The 24,363-nt window shown below is 40.5% G+C and carries 17 protein-coding genes and 3 pseudogenes; 14 read left to right on the forward strand and 6 right to left on the reverse strand.

The annotated features are described in order from the left end of the window. Nucleotides 1–2: 2 nt before the first annotated feature. A complete protein-coding gene (locus tag EGS47_RS17175; RefSeq protein WP_026039907.1) occupies nt 3–989 on the reverse strand; it encodes an ion transporter in 987 nt (328 codons plus the stop codon). Nucleotides 990–1,232: 243 nt separating this feature from the next. Here EGS47_RS17175 and EGS47_RS17180 point away from each other — a divergent pair, with 243 nt between their 5' ends. Next, nucleotides 1,233–2,690: a DASS family sodium-coupled anion symporter gene (locus EGS47_RS17180; RefSeq protein ID WP_005003913.1), complete on the forward strand. Its 1,458-nt coding sequence runs from the start codon at nt 1,233–1,235 to the stop codon at nt 2,688–2,690. A gap of 65 nt (nt 2,691–2,755) precedes the next feature. Here EGS47_RS17180 and EGS47_RS17185 read toward each other — a convergent pair whose 3' ends face one another. Then, nucleotides 2,756–4,126, reverse strand: coding sequence for an NAD-dependent succinate-semialdehyde dehydrogenase (locus EGS47_RS17185; RefSeq protein WP_005003902.1), 1,371 nt, complete (start codon nt 4,124–4,126; stop codon nt 2,756–2,758). 358 nt (nt 4,127–4,484) lie between these two features. Continuing rightward, complete coding sequence (locus EGS47_RS17190; protein ID WP_005003899.1) at nt 4,485–5,249, reverse strand: glutathione S-transferase family protein; 765 nt, start codon at nt 5,247–5,249, stop codon at nt 4,485–4,487. A 401-nt stretch (nt 5,250–5,650) separates the two neighbouring features. Between EGS47_RS17190 and EGS47_RS17195 the strand changes: the two genes are divergently transcribed. The 9 genes and pseudogenes from EGS47_RS17195 (at nt 5,651) to EGS47_RS18855 (ending at nt 14,787) form a co-directional block, all read left to right on the forward strand. After that, nucleotides 5,651–6,862, forward strand: a complete 1,212-nt coding sequence (locus EGS47_RS17195) for an SfnB family sulfur acquisition oxidoreductase (RefSeq protein ID WP_005003898.1) — start codon at nt 5,651–5,653, stop codon at nt 6,860–6,862. Between the two features lie 12 nt (nt 6,863–6,874). Next, complete coding sequence (locus tag EGS47_RS17200) at nt 6,875–8,122, forward strand: SfnB family sulfur acquisition oxidoreductase (protein ID WP_005003897.1); 1,248 nt, start codon at nt 6,875–6,877, stop codon at nt 8,120–8,122. After that, nucleotides 8,122–9,553: pseudogene (locus tag EGS47_RS17205) on the forward strand (LLM class flavin-dependent oxidoreductase). Before EGS47_RS17200 ends, EGS47_RS17205 begins: the two are co-directional and overlap by 1 nt. Beyond that, complete coding sequence (locus EGS47_RS17210; protein ID WP_119686853.1) at nt 9,550–10,398, forward strand: MetQ/NlpA family ABC transporter substrate-binding protein; 849 nt, start codon at nt 9,550–9,552, stop codon at nt 10,396–10,398. The pseudogene EGS47_RS17205 and the gene EGS47_RS17210 overlap by 4 nt, the downstream one beginning before the upstream one ends. A 22-nt stretch (nt 10,399–10,420) precedes the next feature. Next, entirely contained in the window at nt 10,421–11,491 is a 1,071-nt protein-coding gene (locus EGS47_RS17215) for a methionine ABC transporter ATP-binding protein (RefSeq protein ID WP_119686854.1), read from the forward strand. After that, nucleotides 11,472–12,131 carry a methionine ABC transporter permease gene (locus EGS47_RS17220; RefSeq protein ID WP_005003894.1) on the forward strand — a complete coding sequence of 220 codons (660 nt, stop codon included), beginning with the start codon at nt 11,472–11,474 and terminating at the stop codon, nt 12,129–12,131. The genes EGS47_RS17215 and EGS47_RS17220 overlap by 20 nt, the downstream gene beginning before the upstream one ends. A 97-nt stretch (nt 12,132–12,228) precedes the next feature. Beyond that, the gene (ychF, locus tag EGS47_RS17225; protein WP_004989558.1) at nt 12,229–13,320 is read left to right on the forward strand and encodes a redox-regulated ATPase YchF; all 1,092 of its coding nucleotides are present in this window, start codon (nt 12,229–12,231) and stop codon (nt 13,318–13,320) included. Nucleotides 13,321–13,508: 188 nt separating this feature from the next. Then, nucleotides 13,509–14,120, forward strand: coding sequence for a superoxide dismutase (locus tag EGS47_RS17230; RefSeq protein WP_004989559.1), 612 nt, complete (start codon nt 13,509–13,511; stop codon nt 14,118–14,120). A 379-nt stretch (nt 14,121–14,499) separates the two neighbouring features. Beyond that, nucleotides 14,500–14,787 carry a hypothetical protein gene (locus EGS47_RS18855; RefSeq protein ID WP_010588705.1) on the forward strand — a complete coding sequence of 96 codons (288 nt, stop codon included), beginning with the start codon at nt 14,500–14,502 and terminating at the stop codon, nt 14,785–14,787. A gap of 74 nt (nt 14,788–14,861) precedes the next feature. Here the strand turns inward: EGS47_RS18855 and EGS47_RS17240 are convergent, their stop codons facing one another. Then, nucleotides 14,862–15,278, reverse strand: a complete 417-nt coding sequence (locus EGS47_RS17240; RefSeq protein WP_227546650.1) for a hypothetical protein — start codon at nt 15,276–15,278, stop codon at nt 14,862–14,864. Between the two features lie 201 nt (nt 15,279–15,479). Between EGS47_RS17240 and EGS47_RS17245 the strand changes: the two are divergent. The 4 genes and pseudogenes from EGS47_RS17245 to dapC all read left to right on the forward strand — a co-directional run bounded on the left by EGS47_RS17245 (nt 15,480) and on the right by dapC (nt 21,104). Further along, nucleotides 15,480–15,867: pseudogene (locus tag EGS47_RS17245) on the forward strand (tautomerase family protein). Between the two features lie 127 nt (nt 15,868–15,994). Continuing rightward, nucleotides 15,995–17,218 carry a formate-dependent phosphoribosylglycinamide formyltransferase gene (purT, locus tag EGS47_RS17250; RefSeq protein ID WP_171063271.1) on the forward strand — a complete coding sequence of 408 codons (1,224 nt, stop codon included), beginning with the start codon at nt 15,995–15,997 and terminating at the stop codon, nt 17,216–17,218. A gap of 15 nt (nt 17,219–17,233) precedes the next feature. Beyond that, entirely contained in the window at nt 17,234–19,906 is a 2,673-nt protein-coding gene (gene glnD / locus EGS47_RS17255) for a [protein-PII] uridylyltransferase (protein ID WP_004989567.1), read from the forward strand. Between the two features lie 28 nt (nt 19,907–19,934). Next, the gene (gene dapC, locus EGS47_RS17260) at nt 19,935–21,104 is read left to right on the forward strand and encodes a succinyldiaminopimelate transaminase (RefSeq protein ID WP_004989569.1); all 1,170 of its coding nucleotides are present in this window, start codon (nt 19,935–19,937) and stop codon (nt 21,102–21,104) included. Between the two features lie 73 nt (nt 21,105–21,177). On the opposite strand, the pseudogene EGS47_RS17265 reads toward dapC, so the two are convergent. Together EGS47_RS17265 and EGS47_RS17275 are read right to left on the reverse strand one after the other, a co-directional pair. Further along, nucleotides 21,178–23,396: pseudogene (locus tag EGS47_RS17265) on the reverse strand (TonB-dependent receptor). Nucleotides 23,397–23,673: 277 nt separating this feature from the next. Further along, nucleotides 23,674–24,294, reverse strand: a complete 621-nt coding sequence (locus EGS47_RS17275; RefSeq protein ID WP_004989576.1) for a LysE family translocator — start codon at nt 24,292–24,294, stop codon at nt 23,674–23,676. Between the last annotated feature and the right edge of the window lie 69 nt (nt 24,295–24,363).

Raw genomic sequence — 24,363 nt, forward strand, 5'->3', positions numbered from 1 at the left:
CCTCATGCCTCTGGCAACTTTTCACCGCAATGAGGACAATATTTAAAGGCTTTCTTTTGTTGTTCCTGCTCTTCCAAATCTTTTTCACGGATCAATTGCATAATCACTTCATTGGTTTGCTCTTTGCTTAAGCCTATTCGTTTACGGATTTTTTCGATTTCCTTTGTTTCATTTAGATAGTCTATCTGATTTGAAATCAGTAAATTTCTAAACTCCTGAGCAAGTTTTTGATTACGTAAACTTAATTCATTTGCAAGACCAGTCGCCAAAATACCTGCTGGCAATGCAGCTAAACCAACGCCTAAAATTGTAATCACAGCGCCCAATAATTTGCCAATATTAGTGACTGGAGTCACATCACCATAGCCGACTGTAGTCAGCGTAACAACTGCCCACCACATTGCCTCTGGAATAGAGCTAAATACTCCGGGCTGTGCTTTATTTTCAACCACATAGATACCACCCGCAGCCATAACAATCATGATGAGTAAAATAAATACAACTGCCTGAAATGAACCTTTTTCACGCTCGATAACCGCAAGTAAAATCTGGAGTGAAACGAAATAACGGGTCAACTTTAACAGACGCAGTAATCTTAAAATTCTCAAGAACCGTAAGTCAATTGGTACTATAAAGTTAAGGTATGCGGGTAAAATCGCCAATAAATCAATAATCGCACCGCCACTACTAAACCATTGCAATCGTGTTTTCCATGCAGGTTGATCTGGGTGCTCTTCTGCAACACACCATAAGCGCAATAAATATTCAATCGTAAATAGAGCGATAGAAACTGTTTCAAATAGATCGAAGAGTTTTTTGTGCGCAAAATAAATGGAATCAATCGACTCCAACATAACGGCTAAAACATTGGCAATAATCAAAAATATCAAAAAGAAATTCAGGAGACGACTTAAGTGACTTTCATAATCATGATTCTGTAAATTATTAAAAACAAAACGACGTAAATGACGTAAGGAAAATTTAGTCATCATAAATAAAAACTTATAATTATGCTCAATACTCGGCACAATTTAACATGCTCACAGTATTTGTGTCAGCTTTTAGCTTAATCCTAGTGAGAATGCAGTAACAGACAGGCAACAATTCTTCATTTGGTAATAGAGCAAGACTCTTTCATAATAAAATCATAAACTCAAATGCGTTTGCATGCAGTTTAACAATACTAACTATATAAATTATAACGTTAATCTATTCATAATAAGGCGGTTTTTATGGGCTTTAAACCAATTCCAGCTGCAATATCCTGTGCATTAACACTTATCATCTGGTTTATTATCCCAGTCCCTCAAGGAGTAACACCTGAAGCTTGGCATTTATTGGCCATGTTTGTAGGGGTAATTGCGGCCATTATCGGGAAAGCACTCCCGATTGGAGCAATTGCGATGATTGCCATTACGCTAGTTGCCGTTACGGGCGTCACCAACCCCAAACCCAGTGAAGCCATTAAGGACGCTTTAAGTAGTTTTGCCAATCCTCTTATCTGGCTGATTGGGGTGTCGATCATGATCTCCAAAGGGCTTCAAAAAACAGGGCTTGGAGCACGTTTAGGTTATCTATTTATTGCGGTATGGGGTAAACGAACCATTGGTATCGGTTATAGCATGGTGTTGTCGGAACTCATACTTGCTCCTGTTACGCCAAGCAATACGGCACGTGGCGGTGGAATTATCCATCCAATTGTTCGCGCTATTGCGACCAGTTATGATTCAGACCCCGCCAAAGGCACTGAAGGTCGTATGGGGAAATATCTGGCTTTGGTGAATTATCATGCCAATCCGATTACTTCTGCCATGTTTGTTACTGCAACAGCACCTAATCCACTGGTGGTAGATCTGGTCGCAAAAGCGACCAATACCCAGATTTACCTCAGTTGGACAACATGGGCAATTGCCATGATCCTTCCAGGGATCATGGCGCTTATTGTTATGCCGATTATTATCTATCTCATGTATCCACCTGAAATTAAACGAACGCCAAATTCAGCACAATTTGCAAAAGAACGCCTGAAGGAAATGGGGAAAGTGACCCTACCTGAGCTCATCATGTTAGGTGTTTTTGGCATCATGCTATTACTTTGGGCAGGTATTCCTGCCATGATCTTGGGTGATGCGTGGTCAGTGGATGCGACGACGACCGCATTTATTGGTTTAAGCCTCTTACTTTTAACAGGGGTTTTGACTTGGGAAGATATCCTGACTCAAAAAAGTGCATGGGATACCATCACATGGTTTGCTGCTTTAGTGATGATGGCAACCTACTTAAATAAGTTAGGTCTTATTACATGGTTCTCTGGAGTTCTTGAAGCCCAAATTGCACATCTTGGACTCAACTGGGTACTGGCAAGTTTATTGCTCTTACTGACGTATATGTATGCGCATTATATGTTTGCAAGTACTACAGCACACATTACCGCAATGTTCGCTGCCTTTTACACAGCAGGTATTGCACTTGGTGCTCCCCCAATGTTGTTTGCACTGATTATGGCTGCTGCATCCAGTATTATGATGACACTTACGCACTATGCAACAGGTACTTCACCGATTATCTATGGGTCTGGCTATACCACTTTGGGAGAATGGTGGAAGGCAGGCTTTGTCATGAGTGTGGTCAATATTGTGATTTTTATCGTCATTGGTGGCATCTGGTGGAAATTTCTGGGCTACTGGTAAATTTGCAGCTCTATCACCCATTAAAAAGCCTGTCATGAAAAATCATGACAGGCTTTTTTGCAATATTATGCAGGAATGACCACCAATTTTTTTTGTACAAATTCATTAAAACCCAGTTCAGAAAGTTCATGACCATAACCTGAACGTTTTACGCCACCGAAAGGTAACTCTGGTGCAGTTTGAGTCAAACTATTAATCCAGATCATGCCTGTTTCAACACGTGACGCTAGTTTTTTTGCTCGCTCAATATCTTTAGAGTGGATTGCACCGCCTAGGCCATAATGTGATTGATTGGCAATTTTTACAATCTCATCGTCGTCTTTAGCGACATAAAGTTGAGACACTGGGCCAAAAAACTCTTCATACCAAGCAGGATTACTTTCTTCAATATTTTCTAAAATAGTCGCTTCAAAAAAGTTACCCGCTCCGTCAATAGGTTTACCACCCAATACTAATGTGGCTCCAGCATCAACAGCCTTGACTACCTGTTTATATAAGTTTTCTGCTGCCGAAGCCGATGATAGAGGGCCCAGACTTGTCGACTCATCTAGTGGATCGCCTGTTTTTAAGTTTTTAAATGCTTCGATCATGCCTTGCTTAAATTGCTCTGCAATTTTTTCATGCAAAATAAAACGCTTGGCTGCGGTACAAACTTGACCTGCATTATTGATACGTGCTTGGCAACCGACCTTAATCGCACGCTGCAAATCAGCATCATCCAATACGATAAAAACGTCATTTCCACCCAATTCTAAAGTCGACTTTTTAACATATTTTCCCGCCTGTTCGGCAACACTACTCCCCGCGCCTTCTGAACCTGTCAAAGCAACACCCTGTACACGCGGATCTTTAATAATCTCAGCAACCTGATCCGTTGAAATAAATAAATTGGTCCATACCCCTGCTGGTGCACCTGAATCATGAATAATCTTTTCAAAGGCTTCTGCACATTGCGGAACGATACTGGCATGTTTAGCTAAGACTGGATTACCAATCGCGCAGTTCGGCGCAAATACCCGCATGAGTTGATAAAAAGGAAAATTCCAAGGTTCGACTGCCATAATCACCCCCAGTGGATGATGTTCAACCCACGCTTCACCAATTTCAGTCGGATACTTTTGTGGGCTTAAAAACTTCTCGGCATTTTGTGCATAATAATCTGCGATATTGGCACATAACTCCACTTCACCAAGGCTCTGTTTGATCAACTTACCCATTTCTGTAGACATAAGTTGTGCCAGTTTTTCTTTATTTGCTCTTAACTGACTTGCTACTTTTTTGAGTAGCGCAAGACGTTTTTCCAGATCTTTTTTAGACCAATCTGATTTTAATAGCTTTTCAGCATGATCCAGACTTTCATCAATTTTAGCTTGATCATGAAAGTCATAAGTTTTAAGAATTTGACCGTTAAAAGGATTTACCGACTGATAACTCATGGCTATCTCCAATCATTATGTTTATCTTAAGTGAAATTTGAATGGTTTAAACATTTCAAAATGCGTTGGTCGAGCAACATTATGTGGCGTTATTTTGTTTGCATATCTGTTAATCAGATGAGTCACCAAAACACGGCACTATTTGTACACCCACCCACATTAAAGAGAGTTAAAGACATTGAATAGGCTTTGCAGCAAAACGCCTTCAAAGCCTCACTTATTGATACAAAATCTTGGTTTAGATAGCGTTTGAGTAAGTAAATCCATTCTTTTTGTATGTAGAAAATCATCCATAAGAAATAAAAAAACCTGATTTGATTGATCAAATCAGGTTTCTGAAAATTGCATCAAGTTTAAGTTATATACCACGCCAATCTACACGTGCATTACGTTCAGTTTCATAAATTCGTTGTACATATTGCCCCAAAGGTAAACTGAGCAAATAGTCTTTATATTGACGTAATTCAGGTGAACTGACTTCATTATTTTCCCGCTCCCACGGTGTTCCTGAAAGCTCCAAAATCGGCGCAAGCATTGCACAAACGGCAATATCTGCCAGCCCTAAACGATCCCCGACCAAATAACGTCCAAAATTATCAATAAGGCGTTCATTCAAGACCAATACTAATTCATCCATACGCAGTTTGGATTGGGCAATCTTTTCTTCTTGAAGCTCATAGCTTTTGGTCACTAAAGTTTTCAAAATCGGTTTTGAAAACTTTTCAAATTGACGCAAATAGCCCTGCTCACCCATCATGATTTCAAGCGCTTCATCACCATGCGTCAGTGCATGCCCCAAACTCCAACGACGTACATGAACGCCTAGTTCGTCAGCAATTTTATCGATCTCAATAGCCAGTTCACGTAAATGCGGATCTCGACGTAATAATGAATGTTCTGGGTAGTGATCATCCAGATACAACGCAATTTGAGTTGATTCAGCAATCCATCTTTTATCATCTTTTAAAATCGGAAGTTTATTTTGACCTGTTTTTAACTGGGCAAAAGCACGATGGAAACCAGGAATCAAGTTATGCGCAACATAATCCAATTCCTTATGATCAAGTAACCAGCGAGCTTTTTCACAATAATGGGACAAAGGAAACTGGTATAAAACCCGCATAAAAACTCCAATTTATTTTTTTAGTCAAACAATTTTAAAAAACAACATCTTGTTTTGCTTACTTTAAAAGTAACCCAAAATGAAAACAATGTACTTTTTGTGCCAAACATTGGGCGAAATCGTCTATTGGCACAATCTGCAATCCGATTTGGATACCTATAATTTATATGTTTTTCCGCGCTAGATATCTTTAAAACAAATAAATACGATATAAAAAACCAAAATTCAAATTATCAAAAATGAATATATCATTGATTTATATCAATTTCATGTTATTCAAAAAACAACTTAATTTAGATCAAAAATGATTAAGCACTTTTCTTCATAAACTACGCGCAATACTTCGTTTAACCATTAGGTATATTTTTTCTAAGGTACCCCTATCTATAGTAGGTATCATTATGTCTGAGTTAAATTTCTATCCTACCCGATCGGTTCAAGTCATTCAAAACGATCAACAAGCAATTAATGCAGCTTATCAAGTTGCAGATTTTGCACTGGAAGGTCGTAATCAACGTGATCAAAAGCGGATTTTGCCCTTTGAAGAAATCGATCAATTTAGTCTAAAAGGTTTAGGCGGCATTCGTATTCCTAAGCGTTATGGTGGTGCTTTTGTGTCCAATAAAACACTGGCTCAGGTATTTCGGATTTTAAATAAGGCAGACTCAAGTGTTGGGCAAATTCCTCAAAATCAAATTAGCTTATTGAATTTAATTGATCTGATGGGAACAGAATCACAAAAACAATTTATTTTTAATGAAATTTTGTCGGGTAAACGCCTTGCCAATGGCGGCCCTGAACGTCATACCAAAGATTCAAAAACACTACAGACCACCCTCACACTTAAAAATGGCAAGTATTATCTGGATGGTGAAAAATTTTACTCAACAGGCAGTATTTTTGCGCACTGGCTTGCGATTAAAGCCATTCATCCAGAGGGTCATGTGGTTCTGGTGATTGTAGACCGACACAGTGACGGGATTGAAATCATCAATAACTGGAATGGCTTTGGACAAAGAACCACGGCAAGTGGCACGGTAAAACTGCATCAGGTCATCGTTGATCCAGACTTGATTTTTGATGAACGTATTTTAACTCAGGCACCCACCTATCGTGGCGCGTATTCACAATTATTACAGGTCGCCATTGATGTGGGAATCGCTGAAGCGGCCTTTGCAGATCTGATTTCAGCCGTGAAAAAAGCCCGTCCTATTCTCGATGCACAAGTGGAAAAGGCCAGTCTTGAACCTTATACCCTACAAGAAACGGGCAAGCTGGATATTCTCCTCAATGCTGCAATTTTACTTCTGGATGAAGCAGCTGAGTATCTGGATGAACTGGATCAGCTTAATCAAGTCACCGAACAACAAGCAGCCAAAGCATCGATTTTAGTGGCAGAAGCCAAAGTGTATGCCAATGATGCAGCCTTACAGATTTCAGAAAAATTACTGGAACTGGGTGGTAGTCGTGCCAGCTTGAGCCAATTTAATCTCGATCAACACTGGCGTAATGCACGCGTGCATACCTTGCATGATCCCGTGCGCTGGAAAATACACGCCATTGGCAACTATTACCTGAACGGTACTTTGCCTGCTCGTCATGCATGGATCTAAGGAGATAATAAAATGACCTCTTATCAAGCCATTCATCAAGCGGAAAATGATCTTGTTAATCATCCCAGTACCCAGCATTATTCTGCGCTACGTGTGATTCAAAATGATGCTGAAGCACTTGACGTCGCACAGCAACTTGCCGAGCAATTTAAAACTCAAAGTATCGAACGTGATGCACAGCGTATCTTACCTTTTGCTGAAATTGAGGCTTTTAGTCAGTCTGGACTCTGGGCGATTACAGTCCCTAAACGTTATGGTGGTGCAGAAGTATCTAGCCTCACGGTTGCCAAAATTATTGCGTTATTGAGTGGCGTTGATGGATCAATTGGTCAGATTCCGCAAAACCATTTTTATGCGCTGGAAGTGTTAAGAAATACAGGAACCGAAGCACAAAAACAACGGTTATATCAGGAAGTTCTCGATGGCGCCCGTTTTGGCAATGCATTGGCAGAATTTAAACCAAAAAATGCCAGTTTAAAACAAACAGCGCTGATCCCTGTTAAAGAGGGTTATCTGATTAATGGTGAAAAATTTTACTGCACGGGGAGTTTATTTGCGCATCGTATTCCGACCTTAGTGGTGGATGCCGAAGGTCGTGAATATCTGGCTTTTGTGCAACGTCAAAGTGAAGGACTGAGTTTGATTGATAACTGGACAGGTTTTGGTCAACGCGTCACAGGCAGTGGTAGTGTCAAGTTTCATCAAGTCTTTGTTGCTGCCGAAGATGTCATTCCATTCGATACAGCTTTTCAGCAACCGACACTGGTTGGGCCTTTTGCACAAATTATGCATGCAGCGATTGAAGTGGGGATTGCCCGTGCTGCTTTTGAAGAAACATTGAAACGTGTCCATCTGGCACGTCCGTGGATCGATTCCAATGTTGAAACCGCAGCACAAGATCCGCTGACCATTTATGAAATTGGCCGTGTTGCCACCGATATTCGTGCCAGTGAAGCTTTACTCAAGCAAGCAGCACAGTCGATTGATGCAGTAAAATTACAAACCAATGCTGAAACGATTGCCAAAGCGTCAATTGATGTGGCAAAAGTACGGGCGCATAGTACCGATACTGCACTAAAAGCCTCATCAAAACTGATTGAACTGGCAGGCAGTCGTGGCAGTCAGGCTGGGGATGGTTTAGATCGCTTCTGGCGAAATGCGCGCGTTCATACCTTGCATGATGCCGCGCGCTGGAAATATTACTTTATTGGAAACTATATTTTAAATGGCATTCTGCCTCCACGCAGAGGCACATTGTAATGACAAAAACATCACAAAAGAAAATTCTAATGAATGCCTTTGATATGAACAGTGTCGGTCATATCAATCATGGTTTATGGACGCATCCGCGTGATCAATCGCATCGTTTTAACGAGTTAAGTTATTGGACTGAGCTGGCAAAAACTCTGGAAGCTGGACTATTTGATGGTTTATTTATCGCGGACATTACAGGGGTTTATGATGTCTATCAAAACAATATTGATCTGACTTTACGAGAATCGATTCAACTGCCGAGTCATGATCCTAGTACCTTGGTTTCTGCAATGGCCGCAGTCACTCAGCATTTGGGTTTTGGCATCACGGTTAATTTAAGTTATGAAACACCTTACCAATTTGCACGGCGTTTTGCCTCTCTGGATCATCTGACACAAGGTCGTATTGGCTGGAATATTGTCACGGGCTATCTGGACAGCGCAGAACGTCTCATTGGTCATTCAGGTCTCAAAGATCATGATTTGCGTTATGAACAGGCCGAAGAGTTTTTACAGCTTTGCTATCAATATTGGGAAGGTTCATGGGAAGATGATGCGATTCAAAAAGATAAAATCCGTCGTATTTTCACTGATCCCAGCAAAGTTCACGAAATTCAGCATCAAGGACGTTTTTACCAAAGTCAGGGCGTGTTTCAGGTTGCACCCTCAATACAACGTACCCCTGTTTTATTTCAGGCAGGCGCTTCCCCGCGTGGATTAGCATTTGCGACAGCCCATGCCGAATGTATTTTTATTGGTGGCGATCAACCTAAAAAAATTCGTCAGCAAGTGGATAAAATTCGTGAACTTGCAGTACAGCAAGGCCGCCAAGCCAGTGACATCAAAATTTTTCTGGGCATTACCGTTGTAACTGGGGAAACCGAGCAAATTGCTCAGGAGAAATTGGCAGAATATCGTCAATACGCCAGCCCAGAAGCAGGACTTGCGCATTATGCCAGTTCAGTCGGCATGGATTTATCCAAATTCGCAGATGATGAAATCATCCCCTATCAAAAAAGTAACAGTATCGCGTCTGTGAATGAAAAATTCAAAACTCAGCAAATCACGAAAAATGATCTAAAAAATCAGCATGTTTTGGGTGGACGTTATCCATTGATTGTCGGGAGCGGCAGCCATGTCGCACAGCAACTGATTGACTTGATGGATGACACAGGCATTGACGGTTTTAATTTGACCCGTACTGTCGCGCCAGAATCACATCAGAATTTTATCCGTTTCGTGGTTCCTGAATTACAACAACGCGGACGTTATAAAACGGAATATCAGGCGGGTTCTTTACGACACAAACTGCATCAACAAGGTGATCGTCTTGCTGCATCGCACCCTGCCGATGCCTTCCGATGTCGACCTTTAAAACAAGAAAAACCTTCTCACCTTTCACAACATATTAGCGCTTAAATTTTGGAGTATCGGATGACTCAATCATCTTTCACATCACGTTCATCGAACAAAAAACTGATTATATTCGGGGCAATTTTTGTCATTCTAATTATTGGTTTATTCATCTGGAATAAACAACGCCAAACGCAGAATGAAGCGTTGGTGATTGGCATTAGTCCACCCTTTGCGCATCCCTTACAGGCTGCGGCTAAAGAAGCAGAGAAACAAGGCATTCATGTTAAGCTGGTTGAATTTTCCGATTGGAATACCCCGAATATTACCTTGAATAATGGCGATATTGATGCCAATTTTTTCCAACATCAACCTTTTTTAAACAATGCCATTAAAGAAACAGGCTATAAGCTTAAAGCGTTTGGTGTAGGTGCGGCTTCGCATGTCGGACTGTATTCCAAAAAATATAAAAGTCTGGATGATTTACCACAAAATGCACGCGTGGTCATTCCAAACGATCCTGTCAATCAAGGACGCGCGTTATTGCTATTACAACAAGCCAAACTGATTCAACTGAAAGATCCAAATAATTATTTATCCAAGTTAAGCGATATCTCATCGAATCCTAAAAACTTACAGTTTATTGAAGTAGAAGGCCCACAAACGGCACGTGCCATTGATGATGTCGATTTAGCCTTTGGCTATCCACATTATTTACGTTTAGCCAAAACCGCTGATCCTGAAAGTGCTTTAGTGCTGGACGATACCACCAATAAACGTTATGCGATTTTATTTGTGGTGCGTGATGATTATCAGGACAAAGGCGATAAATTGAAAAAATTTGTCGAAATTTATCAAACTTCGCCTGCGGTTAAAGCAGCGCTGAATGAAGATTTGGGGCCAAAACTTTGGTTCCCAGGTTGGGTATAACTTACATTCATGGAGTTAAGTCATGGTCAGTTTCGGCGCTCAAGTGAATTTTGCAGTTCCACATATTCAAATTCGCTCACTCAATAAAACCTATGATAGTCAAGGTCAACAAGTTGAGGCATTAAAAGAAATTAATCTGGATATTCCAGAAGGTAAAATTGTTGGGATCATTGGTAAAAGCGGTGCGGGTAAATCTTCTTTATTGCGTACCCTAAATGGACTTGAGCAACCGAGTTCAGGCTCAATCAAAATTCATCAAGATGAACTGACCACACTGGATCACGCACGTTTGATCAAGTTACGTCAACGCATTGGCATGATTTTTCAACATTTTAATTTAATGTCAGCCAAAACGGTATGGGAAAATGTGGCACTCCCACTCAAAGTTTCGGGCTATGCCAAATCTGACATTAAAAATCGCGTCGATGAAGTTTTAGCTTTGGTAGGGCTCAGCCATAAAGCTGAGCAATACCCTTCTCAGCTTTCAGGTGGACAAAAGCAGCGTGTCGGCATTGCCAGAGCACTGGTTCATCATCCAGAAATTTTACTGTGTGATGAAGCAACCTCGGCTTTAGACCCTGAAAGCACTGCTGTCATTTTGTCTTTACTGAAAAAAATTAATCAGGAACTTGGCATTACCATTGTCTTGATTACCCATGAAATGCAAGTGATACGTGAAATTTGTGATCAGGTGGTGGTGATTGAACAAGGTCAAATCGTGGAGTCAGGCCAAGTCTGGTCGGTCTTTTCCAATCCTGTACAGCCGATTACTCAAGAACTGTTAAATCTGGAACAATTGGATTTACCATTTCAAGTGCATTCATACATTCAAGCCGACTCCACCCATACGATTCTTAAACTGAAATATCAAAGCGATACCCAACATGCACCGGATCTGACGCAACTTCTGGCGAGCTTTGATACCCCTGTGTATTTGTACCAAAGTTATGTAGATAACATTCAACAACATTTGATTGGATCGTGGGTGGTCGGCATACCACGACTCAATCCTGATCTAAATCATTTAAAACAACAACTTACATCGCTGATACAACATATCGAGGTGATCGGTTATGCACGACCAACTCATTGATTTATTACTGACAGGAACGCTCGACACCTTGATCATGGTCGGGGTTTCCGCTTTATTGGCATTTCTCATCGGGCTACCACTCGCTGTGATTTTAGTCAGTACCTCAGAAAATGGTATTTATCCTTCTCAGACCATCAATCAACCGATTGGCTGGATCATTAATATTACCCGCTCTATTCCTTTTTTGATCCTGATGGTCGCACTGATTCCCATCACCCGCTGGATTGTCGGAACCAGTTATGGCGTTTGGGCTGCGGTGGTTCCACTGACCCTTGCCGCGATTCCTTTTTTTGCTCGCATTGCAGAAGTCAGTTTACGCGAAGTGGATCAAGGGCTAATCGAAGCTGCACAAGCGATCGGCTGTAATCGTCAGCAGATTATCTGGCATGTGCTATTGCCTGAAGCATTACCGGGCATTGTGGCAGGTTTTACCGTGACCATCGTCACCATGATTAACTCTTCAGCTATCGCAGGTGCGATTGGTGCAGGCGGTCTGGGGGATATTGCTTATCGATATGGCTATCAACGTTTTGATTTAACTGTGATGTTTGCGGTGATTGTAGTGCTGATTGTATTGGTGATGTTGATTCAAGCCACTGGAGATACGCTTTCTCAACAGTTAGACAAACGCAAAATTTAAACTTGTGATGATTTGCACTTAGCCATGACCTGACTTTGTCATGGCTTTCATGTAAAATCAGCGCCAGTTTTTAATTTATATTTTTGTGAGTCCTCTCATGGGTTTTAATTGTGGTATTGTCGGCCTGCCAAACGTTGGTAAATCAACACTTTTTAATGCACTCACCAAGGCTGCGATTGCCGCAGAAAACTTTCCGTTCTGTACCATTGAACCCAATACTGGCATCGTACCAGTACCTGATGCACGTCTTGATAAACTTGCAGCGATTGTAAAACCACAGCGCATTCTACCAACCACGATGGAATTTGTAGATATTGCAGGTCTAGTCGCAGGTGCATCTAAAGGTGAAGGTCTGGGGAATCAGTTTTTAGCCAATATCCGTGAAACCGATGCGATTGCGCATGTGGTACGCTGTTTTGAAGATGAAAATGTCATTCACGTAAATGGTAAAATCGATCCACTCGATGATATTGCTACGATTAATACAGAATTAGCATTAGCAGATCTTGAAACTGTAGCCAAAGCATTATTGCGTCTGACCAAATCTGCAAAAGGCGGCGATAAAGATGCCATTGCAACCAAAGCCGTATTAGAAAAAATCCAGCCTTTACTGGATGAAGGTAAACCTGCTCGTGCGGCGGATTTAAGTGACGATGAACGTAAACTTGTTCGTGGTTTTGGTTTAATGACTTTAAAACCAACCATGTATATTGCCAATGTTGCTGAAGATGGTTTTGAAAACAACCCACACTTGGATGCGGTTAAACAATTGGCGGCAGAAGAAAACGCCATTGTGGTGCCTTTATGCAACCAGATTGAAGCAGAAATTTCGTTGCTTGAAGATGAAGATCGCGCAGAGTTTCTTGAAGCAATGGGCATGCAAGAACCAGGTCTCAATGTCGTAATCCGTGCAGGTTATGCGCTCTTGGGTTTACAAACCTACTTTACCGCAGGTGTACAGGAAGTTCGTGCTTGGACAGTTAAAGTGGGTGCTACAGCGCCACAAGCGGCTGGTGTGATTCACACTGACTTTGAAAAAGGCTTTATTCGCGCAGAATGTGTCGCCTATGATGACTTTGTCCAATACAACGGCGAAGCGGGTGCCAAAGAAGCGGGTAAATGGCGCCTTGAAGGTAAAACCTATGTGGTACAGGATGGTGATGTATTGCACTTCCGTTTTAACGTGTAATCACGACTTGATTTAATCAATTATAAAAAAACCAGCACTGCTGGTTTTTTTATTGCTTATATGAATTTATAAACAATAAATACAATGATAATGATTATCAATATATTTACATAAAAACCAATATCCCCTAAACTAAATCTGATTAAAACACTTTGATTTTACGAATTGATTTAAAAAGGATCATTTTCATGGCGTACACCCTACCCGCGTTACCTTATGCATACGATGCACTTGAACCCAATATCGATGCTAAAACGATGGAAATTCATCATACCAAACATCATCAAACATATATCAATAATATCAATGCCGCGATTGAAGGCACTGCATGGGAAAAACTAGCAGTCGAAGAACTGGTATCAAAGGTCAATGAAGTGCCTGCCGATATCAAAAATGTAGTAATTAACAATGGCGGTGGTCATGCCAACCATTCTTTGTTCTGGACAGTCATGAGTCCTCAAGGAGGTGGAAATCCAACAGGTGCAGTTGCAACAGCCATTGAACAAGAGCTTGGTGGTTTTGATGCATTTAAAGAGGCCTTTACCAAAGCAGCGATTAGTCGTTTTGGGAGTGGTTGGGCATGGCTCAGCGTCACCCCTGAGAAAAAACTCGTAGTAGAAAGTAGTGGAAATCAGGATTCTCCACTCATGAATGGCAATACTCCAATTTTAGGTCTGGATGTATGGGAACATGCCTACTATTTGAAATATCAAAACCGTCGTCCTGAATATATTGCTGCATTTTACAATGTGGTGGACTGGAATGAAGTCAATCGTCGTTATCAAGCAGCAATCCAATAAGAGGTTCAGCTATTTTGCATACAGGTTCTTATGACATGTCCTTTCCTGCACTATTGCGTTATACGATCGGTATTTTAATTTTGTGCGGAGGATTCATGGTGTTTTTTCGCCATTTTTTTCAAATTTAAACCCCACATGATTGTATATTTGTCAAAATAGCGACCTAAGCTCTATTGTTTTGTTTACAATAGGGCTTGCTTTTATATGCTGGTTCAATTGTCGATTAAATGCATCAAACTTAAATCTGAATTAAAAATAAAATCATTACTATAAATCTTAATGTTTTTAATTAAATACAACACAAAACTACTCTTTTTGCTCAGTATGTGATCTTCTATTTTTTAATCAGGTACTAATGCCTTATATTCATCAGAACACTATGAAAAAAATTTCTGTCATCATCTTAAGCAGCACCTTAGCATTTATGAGTGCAACTGCATTTGCCTGCCCAAAAGGAACCTCACTACAAGGCGGAACTGGCCCAAATCATAAAGGTGGTAAATGTGTGGCTGTATCAGGTGCTAAAGCAAAACCAACTAAAGCTGAAGCGAAAAAAACCACGCAAACAGTAAAAACTACAGAAGTGAAAACAACTAAACCAGAAAAAGCTAAAGCCGCTTCGACTACCACGACCACCTCAACAACAACCAGTCACCAAAACCATTAATCTGTTTTTCACAAAAATTGAATCATAAAAAAGCGAGATTCTTTTGAATCTCGCTTTTTTACATAATCATTTAATTAGCGTTTGGGATCAGTATTACCTAAAGCAGGGTTAGCAATGGCATCCTTACACTGCGATTTATCCCGTTCGTAATCTGCTTGTTTCTGGGTCACGGTGGCACTGTTGTCTTTTGTTTCTCTTGCCCATGTATCAAGCGAAGTTAATGCCTTACGACATAGCGCATATTTACCTTCAGTGACTGAATCTGTCATTTTGACATTAATTCGCCAGTCTGTACTGAGTTGGCGTAGTGGTTTTCTGACTTGCTCATCAATTTGATCCACTTTTTTTGTATATACAATCGGATCTATTTGATTAATCAAATCCCATGCTTTGTGTGCATAGGTGGTTGCATCATTGGTTAGTGTGGGAGCAGCTTTAATTTCAACCTTGTCGGTCTGCTTCTGCTCATTTTGATTACAGCCAGAAAGCATAGCCAAAGTTAAAAATACGGGAGTAAAAATCAAAAATTTGGGTGTTGAAGTGATCATCAACGATTACCTGTCTCAACATTTCGCCCCTATGCTAGTGAATTCCAAGACAATACTCAATCTTTATGAATTTGTTTTTTGAAACCTAAGAATTGTTGATGTTACATTGCTATTTTATGAGTTTGACCTAAACGTGATCATTAAATGTCTCAAATTAAAATCTATGCCAACCAAAGTACCATTCAAACATCGAATGACCCTATCAAATGCAATTCACCAAGCTTTGGTAATGACTCTTCAATACCCAGAAGATAAACGTTTCCATCGATTCATTGCACTAGCTCCAGAAGACTTTATTTATCCTCTGGACAGAAGTGAAGCTTATACCATCATTGAGATTTCAATGTTTTCAGGACGGCAGGCAGAAACCAAAAAACGACTGATTCAACAGATTTTTAGCAACATTCAGGCGCAATGTGGAATCAGTCCACAAGATGTAGAAATTACAATCTTTGAAACCCCTAAAGAAAACTGGGGTATTCGTGGACAAAATGCCGATGAATTACAGCTAAATTATAAAATAAACATCTAATTTTTATTCAGATTTAAACTTTTATTCATTTTTCCTTTATTGTCGAACAAAACTATATATTTTTATGTGAATCAAGGCTTAATTCACGATCGAGTTCTGCTATGCTTAATACCCAACTTTTGCACGGATGATTCGCATGAGCGTGACTATTGGTACTCCCCTTCAATCTTCTGCCTTTAAAGTCCTGTTATTGGGTTCAGGAGAACTCGGTAAAGAAGTGGTCATTTCTTTGCAGCGTTTAGGAGTCGAAGTTCATGCTGCAGATCGCTATGATCATGCTCCCGCAATGCAAGTTGCACATTATTCTTATACGCTCAATATGGCGGACGCAAATGAGTTGCATCGACTCATTGAAAAAGTAAAACCAAATCTGATCGTCCCTGAAATTGAAGCGATTGCAACTGAAGTGTTGGTTGAGATTGAAAATAAGGCCATTGCAACGGTTATTCCTTCTGCTAAAGCGGTTAATCTCACCATGAACCGCGAAGGCATTCGTCGTTTGGCGGCCGAAGAGCTAGGTTTGCCAACCTCAGCTTATCGCTTTGCAGATTCACTGGAAAGTTTCCGTGCTGCCTGCGACGATATTGCATATCCGAACTTTGTAAAGCCCGTGATGTCTTCATCGGGTAAAGGTCAGTCGCGCGTTAAAAGCTTTGAAGAAGTCGATGCCGCTTGGGAATATGCTCAAACAGGTGGTCGCGTCAATCAGGGCAAAGTCATTGTTGAATCTCAAATTGATTTTGACTTTGAAATTACCTTACTAACTGTTCGTGCTAAAAATCCAGAAACCGGTGAAATTGAAACGCAGTATTGTGATCCGATTGGGCACCGTCAAGATTCTGGTGATTATGTTGAAAGTTGGCAACCTCAAATCATGACTGAAGCTGCCCTACAAGAATCAAAACGAATCGCGCATAAAGTCACGACTGCGCTTGGCGGATGTGGCATTTTTGGAGTTGAGCTATTCGTCAAAGGTGACCAAGTCTGGTTTAGTGAAGTTTCACCACGCCCGCACGATACAGGACTTGTTACCTTGGCATCTCAATTTCAAAGTGAGTTTGAGTTACACGCGCGTGCTATTTTAGGGTTACCTGTCAATACTGCACGACATAGCGTAGCAGCCAGTGCCGTGATTTATGCGGGTGTAGATGCCAATAATTTAAGCTTTAGTCATTTAAATACAGCATTAGCTCACCCCGATACTGACTTGCGCCTTTTTGGTAAGCCTGAAGGCTTTAAGCGTCGTCGTATGGGTGTTGCTACCGCGCGTGCTGAAGATACCGATCAGGCGCGTGAGCTTGCTGCTCAAGCAGCCAGCCTTGTTCAAGTTCAAACAAATTCATCAGTTTAAGGTAGGCCTATTTTTATGATCAATACTTCTCCGCTGCTGAGTTATGTCACCAGTCACCATGACATTCAGGCAATTAATCAATGGCGTAATGACGTTGAACAGCAGCTACAGGAGTTTTATGAAAATGGTCAACCCATACGTGATATTGTTTTAGCACGTTCTAATTTTATTGATGAAGCGCTGATTTTTCTTTGGAATCATGCAGGACTAAATCAAACTGATTTAGGGCTTTTTGCGGTCGGTGGTTATGGCCGTCGTGAAATGTTGCCCTATTCAGATGTGGATATCATGATCTTGTCCGAGCATGATATTGCACCTGAACAAGAAAAACAGATTTCTACTTTTGTGTCCTCTTTATGGGATGTGGGGAATTTTAAACCCGGTATCAGTGTACGTACTATTCGCAACTGTTTTGAAGAAGCCACCAATGATTTAACAGTCGCCACCACGCTCATCGAAGCACGACTGATTACAGGAAACTCACATTTAGCCAAATGGCCGCGTCGCATTGTTTCTCAAACATGGACAGATAAAACCTTTTTTGATGCCAAAATGGAAGAGCAGGAAAAACGACATGCTCAACATAACAATACCGAGAGTAATCTCGAACCAGATATAAAAAATGCACCAGGTGGCATTCGTGACATGAATCAGATCGGCTGGATTGCCAAGCGGCATTTCCGCGTCAACCGCATTTATGATCTGGTTCATCTTGGCTTTATTTCCGAATTTGAACTGAGCGTACTAGAAGAAGCCGAAAGCTTTTTATGGGAAATTCGCCATCATTTACACCGCTTGACCAAGCGCGATGAAAATCGACTTTTATTTGACTATCAACGTGATATCGCCGCCAAATTTGGCTATGTACAAGAAGAAGGTAAACCGGCCAATTATGCGATAGAACAGTTCATGAAACGTTACTATCGTACTGCGCAGCAGGTTTCAACACTCAATGAAATGCTACTGGCCTATTTTAATGAGTCTGTGATTACCCCACGTTTGCCTAACTATGAACGTAAAATTGAAGAAATTAATGAAAACTTCAAATTAGTCGATGGCAAACTCGCAGTACAACATCATAAAATTTTTGCTGAACATCCAAGCGCAATTTTAGAACTCTTCTATTTATTAGCCAATCGCCCTGAAATCGAAGGGATTCGTGCAAGAACTTTGCGTTTGTTGATTATGGCGGCAAAACGGATTGATCAGGAATTTCGTGATAATCCTGCGCATCAAGCCTTGTTTATGGCAATTATCCGTTCGCCTTATCGTCTATACGACACGCTCGTCGATATGAAACGCTATGGAATTTTAGGCAACTACATTCCTGCATTTGGTCAAATTATGGGGCTGATGCAATATGATTTATTCCATATTTATACCGTCGATGCACATACCTTATTACTGATTCGTAATTTAAATCGCTTTAAAGAACCAGAATTTGCACAGCATTTTCCAGTGGTTAGCTCAGTGTTTCAGCGTTTGGCGCGTCGCGATATTGTATATTTGGCTGCGATTTTTCATGATATTGCCAAAGGTCGTGGCGGTGATCATAGTGAATTGGGTGCTGAAGATGCCATTGAGTTTTGTCGTAAACATGGCTTTACCGAGCGCGAATGTAAACTGGTCGCGTGGCTAATTCAAAACCATCTACTCATGTCACTCACTGCACAGAAAAAAGATATTTCTGATCCAGATGTCGTCAAAGAATTTGCGGAAAAACTAGGTGATATGGAACATCTGGATTATCTATATAGTCTGACTGTTTCTGATATTAATGCCACCAATCCAAAACTCTGGAATACATGGCGAGCTTCTCTCATGCGTCAGCTTTATACCTATTCCAGAGACGTGATCCGGTCAGGTTTAGGTCGTCCTGTCGATTATCAAATGTTGATTGAAGACACCAAATTTACTGCGAGTGAAGCGCTGGTAAATGAGTTCTCACTAGACGCTGTTGAAAAAGTCTGGCAAGAACTTGGCGATGAATACTTCCTTAAAGAATCTGCCGATGAAATTGCATGGCATACCCGTGCGATTTTGCAGCACGGTGATAACCCTACACCTTTGGTATTATTCCGTGCACATCGTCAGTCGACACAAGCTCAGGATGCTATTCAGATCTTTATCTATACTCAAGATAAACCCAACCTGTTTGCCACCACTGTTGCAGTGCTAGATCGCATGAATCTGGATGTACAGGATGCACGAATTATCACAGCTACCAAAGCGTTTAGTCTGGATACCTATGTCATATTAGATCGTTTTGGTACACTGCTGACCGATCCAGAACGCGAGACTACCGTGAAAGAGGCATTGGTGAAAGCGCTTAGCCAGTCCGATAAATATCCGGGCTTGATGCAACGCCGTATTCCGCGCCAACTTCGTCATTTTGATGTAGAAAATACCGTTGATATTACGCTAAACCCTGTACTTCAACAAAACATGGTTGAAATATCTACACTGGATCAGCCCGGCCTACTAGCACGAGTGGGTGGAGTCTTTATGATGCAAGGACTCGATATCCATTCAGCCAAGATTGCCACACTCGGCGAACGTGCTGAGGATATTTTCTTTGTGACTAAAAAAGATGGTCAACCCATGAATATTGAAGAAGCCAAACTTTTTGCAGATAAGCTAAAATCTGCGTTAGACGAAGCATCTAATCAAGTCATCAGTCAACATTAATTCACAGTTTTAAATCGGTAAATGTTTCATGAATTCCAGTTTGTCGCTATTACATCCTTATCCTTTTGAAAAGTTAAATGCGCTTTTTAAAGATGTCACACCCGCAGATCTACCCCTCATTCCGCTTTCTATTGGTGAACCCAAACACCCTGCTCCTGAATTTGTAAAACAAGCCATTATTGACAACTTTCAGCATTTATCGACTTATCCCAATAGCAAAGGGCTACCTGAGTTACGTCAGAGTATTGCCAACTGGCTGACTCAGCGTTTTAAGCTCAATAGCATTAGTGCTGAAGATCATATCTTGCCAGTCACAGGTACACGGGAAGGGATTTTCTCTTTTGTACAGGCACTGATTAATCGTGAAGATGCACCTTATGTAGTGATGCCAAATCCTTTCTATCAAATTTATGAAGGTGCAGCTTTGCTTGCAGGTGCAAAACCGTATTTCATCAACTGTACGCCTGAAAATGATTATTTGGGTGACTTTGATGCGGTTCCAGCCGAAGTCTGGGAAAAAACAGCATTATTATTTGTCTGCACACCGGGCAATCCTACGGGCGCTGTATTATCTAAAGAACAATTTAAAAAACTGATTCAACTATCAGATCAATACAATTTTGTGATTGCCTCTGATGAGTGCTATTCAGAACTTTGGTTTGATCAAGCACCAGTTGGTTTATTGGAAGTCTGTGCGGAAATGGGGCGTGATGATTATAAAAACTGTATCGTTTTTCATTCATTGTCCAAACGTTCCAACTTACCGGGAATGCGCTCTGGTTTTGTCGCAGGTGATGCCGAACTGTTAAAACCCTATTTAAAGTTTCGTACATATCATGGCGCAGCCATGCCTGTACAACATCAATTGGCTTCAATCGCAGCATGGAATGATGAAGCGCATGTCGAAGAAAATCGTCAACAATATCGCGCAAAATTTGATTTGTTTCAATCAGAACTTGGGTCTTTGTTACCACTAAAAAAGCCTGATGCTGGATTTTACTATTGGTTACAAGTGGATCATGATGAAGCTTTTGCCAAAATGTTGATGGAAAAAGCCCATATTAAAGTATTACCAGGCCGTTATTTATCTCGTGGAACGACACATGGGAATCCAGGCGAAAATCATGTACGTATGGCATTGGTCGCGGACTTGGCACAATGTGAGCAAGTGGTACAGCGTTTAAAGAAAATCTTGTAGATTTTAAAAAATTAAAATAATAAAGCCTCTATATATATTGAGGCTTTATTATTTTGACTGAGTCAAAAATTAATTAAAAATCAAAGCTGGCGCTTAGCATAAATGTTCGTGGCTGACCTGCAACAACATAACCATTATTGGTATTCCCTGTACTATTGATATTGTCATACAGTCCGACCGAACCCCAATAATCTTTATCGAATACATTATTTACAGCAAAGTTAAATGTAGTCGGTGTTTGTCCAAGATGTGTCTTATAGCTTGCACCCAAATCAAGTGTCGTCCAGTCTTTCACTTTTAGATTGTTGTCTAGACTCGCATACGTCGAACCTGTGTAAATCAATTGTGCATTTAAAGAAATATCCTGTGCAACAGGGAGTTTCCAGTCTGCACCTAAATTAGCTTGAAACTTTGGAACACCTACTTCATAGTTGCCATCATAAGTGACTGAACCTGTATCTTCCTGTTTAGCATGCATCCACGTTGCACCACCAAGTACGGTAATATCATCAGTTAATTTGCCATAAGTAGTAAGCTCAACACCACGATGTACATGTTCACCACCATCACTAAAGACACCATTAGCATCTTTGATACCACGCTGCTTATTAATATCAAATAAACTCAGTGTTGCTCCAATCACGCCATTTTCATACTTGGCACCCACTTCTTTTTGCTTAGCAACAAATGGTTTTAGTGTCGTAGTGACATTAGCTGTTGTATTACTCAAACCTTTGGCTAAAGACTCAATATAATTACCATAGACTGAAATTTCAGGTGTGATTTTATAGGTTAAACCTAATGCAGGGGTAAATTTACTTTCATCATATGAAGGGTTTTTACCTTTATTATCATATTGATAAGTATCTTGAATAATGGTCTGATAACGACCACCCAACATAACAATCAATTTATCATCAAAGGCTTTTAAATTATCACCAATAGCAATACTTCTAAGTCTTGTTCTTGTCGTAAGCTTTGGTGAATCCATATCATTACCATTAAATAACGGATTTAGTGCTTCAGGCTGATCATATTGGACTGGCTGATAAATATTGGTAGCTAGCTGACTTGCCCAATCCATAAAATATGCATTACGGGTATTCTGTTGAAAAGCTGACGCAGACAGCACTAAGTTATGTTGAACAGAACCCGTATCCAATTTTCCTCGAATACCGACTTCCCCCGTATTCACCATATCCACACGTGCATTATCAAAACGATAGAAGGTAGAATCACCCGTGTTTGCATTTGTAAGTGTCACATTACCCAAGCTATTTTGTTCTTGACCATGACGAAAACCATAAGCAGCATAGGCCGTAATCGCATCGGTTAAATCATATTCAGCGCGGTAACTTCCAAAATAATCTTCTTCGTTGGAATAAGACCATTTTTGTGCATAATTACTTGAACTATCAACAGGTGTCGGAATTGAGGTGATACCACTACCCAAAGTTACACTTGGACGCGTTGCTGTTAAACGATTATTGCTATATCCCATATCTCCAGATAGACGCAAACGATCGCCACGGTAATCTAGCCCGACTGAGACAAGTCCCAAAGATTTTTCTTCATCATCAACTGGAGTATCACCTCCGTGATAGGCGGTGTTTACTCGAACACCAAACTGTTGATCCTCTCCCAAACGGCGTGAAATATCACTTGAAATATAGCCACCATTAAAGTCAGTGCCCACAGTTACACTGTTTAAAGGCTCATTGCCTGCACGTTTAGGTAATAAGTTAATTGCCCCGCCAATCCCCCCATTACTTGGCATCGCTCCATTTAAAAATGAAGAAGCCCCTTTCAGCACTTCAACCCGCTCAAAAAGCTCTGTTGGAATATATTGACGTGGCAAGATCGAGTACAGTCCATTATAGGCGGTATCATCTGAACCTAAATTAAAACCACGGATATAATAGTTTTCCTGAAAATTACCATAACCGCGTCCTACACGAACGCTTGGATCTGCCTTTAAAACGTCACCCACGCTTTTGGCTTGACGTTCCTGAATATATTGATTGGTATAACTGGTCAGTTAAACGGCGTATCTAAATTTTTTTGATTACCAAAAATTCCTACTCGTCCACCACTAGCCACCTGACCTCCTGCGTAGGCTTCCATAAGCCCTGTTGCAGAAGCATCTGCACTAGCAACCACACGAATAGTTTCCAAAGCAGTTGCGGGTTGACCATCCGACTCTGATTGCTGAGAAACCTGATCATCAGCATGGGTAATGATATAGCCTGATGCACAAGCCATCATCAAGACAAGCGGTTTAAGTTTGATCATCACAATTCCACGAGTACAGTTTATAAAATTGCGATGATACTAAATGAGAATAAAAATAATTTAAATAACTTTTCTCAAATACAGAATGTTTTTATTAATAGAACTTCACAATTCGATTGCAATTTTTCATGTAAAAAACTTCAATGTAATTTATTCATTATCAACATTAGACTTCTTTTCATCATTGTTTACACCCTCTTTATTTCCTCCCATAGGGCTAAATAAAAGAGACTGATGAAAAAGTCCATGAGAAACATCATTTTTTTCTAAAGAATGTCTAAGATGGAGTCAACATCAAAAGGCTTGCAAACCCCACAAAACTTAACCCAGAAAGATAGTAAAGCCATTTAGAATGGCTGCGTAAAGCGACCATCCAGCGCTCATGTGATAATAATCTCAGCAAAAATAAATTCCAAATTAAAACTACCATCACCATCCACACTGAAATGGTAATTTTTTGATAAACATTAAATTTTTCAGAAACGAGTAAGGTTAAGCTGCTATAAAAAAGGATATTTTTAGGATTAAGTAAACTGGATTGCAATCCAAGTAATAATTGTCTTAAAGCAGAAAAAGAAGAATATTGAGATGATTCAGTTTGATAAATTTCAATCTTGGCATGCGCATGACGTAAACACAAAAATGACAGATAAAAGAGGTAACATGCACCTCCCCATTTTAAATATTTCAAAGTCGAGTGATCTATTTTTCCAAGTAAGTACCAACTGGAAAAAACTACCCATAAAATTAAAGCATTTCCGAGAGCAATCCCTAAGCAGACCTGCTGTGCTGCCTTTTTATTTCGAGCAAGCAAAGTCGTTAAAATTAAAAAGAAATCTGGCCCAGGTGAGAGTAAAGCAACAAAATGAGTCACCGCAATCGCTAAAAAGAGTTCCATAAACAATATTCGGTCAGATCAAAAATCGCAGCTTAGGCAAATGTCAAATCGTGTTCTTGTATAAAATTG

Source organism: Acinetobacter sp. FDAARGOS_515, from assembly GCF_003938865.1.
GTDB lineage: Bacteria > Pseudomonadota > Gammaproteobacteria > Pseudomonadales > Moraxellaceae > Acinetobacter > Acinetobacter ursingii.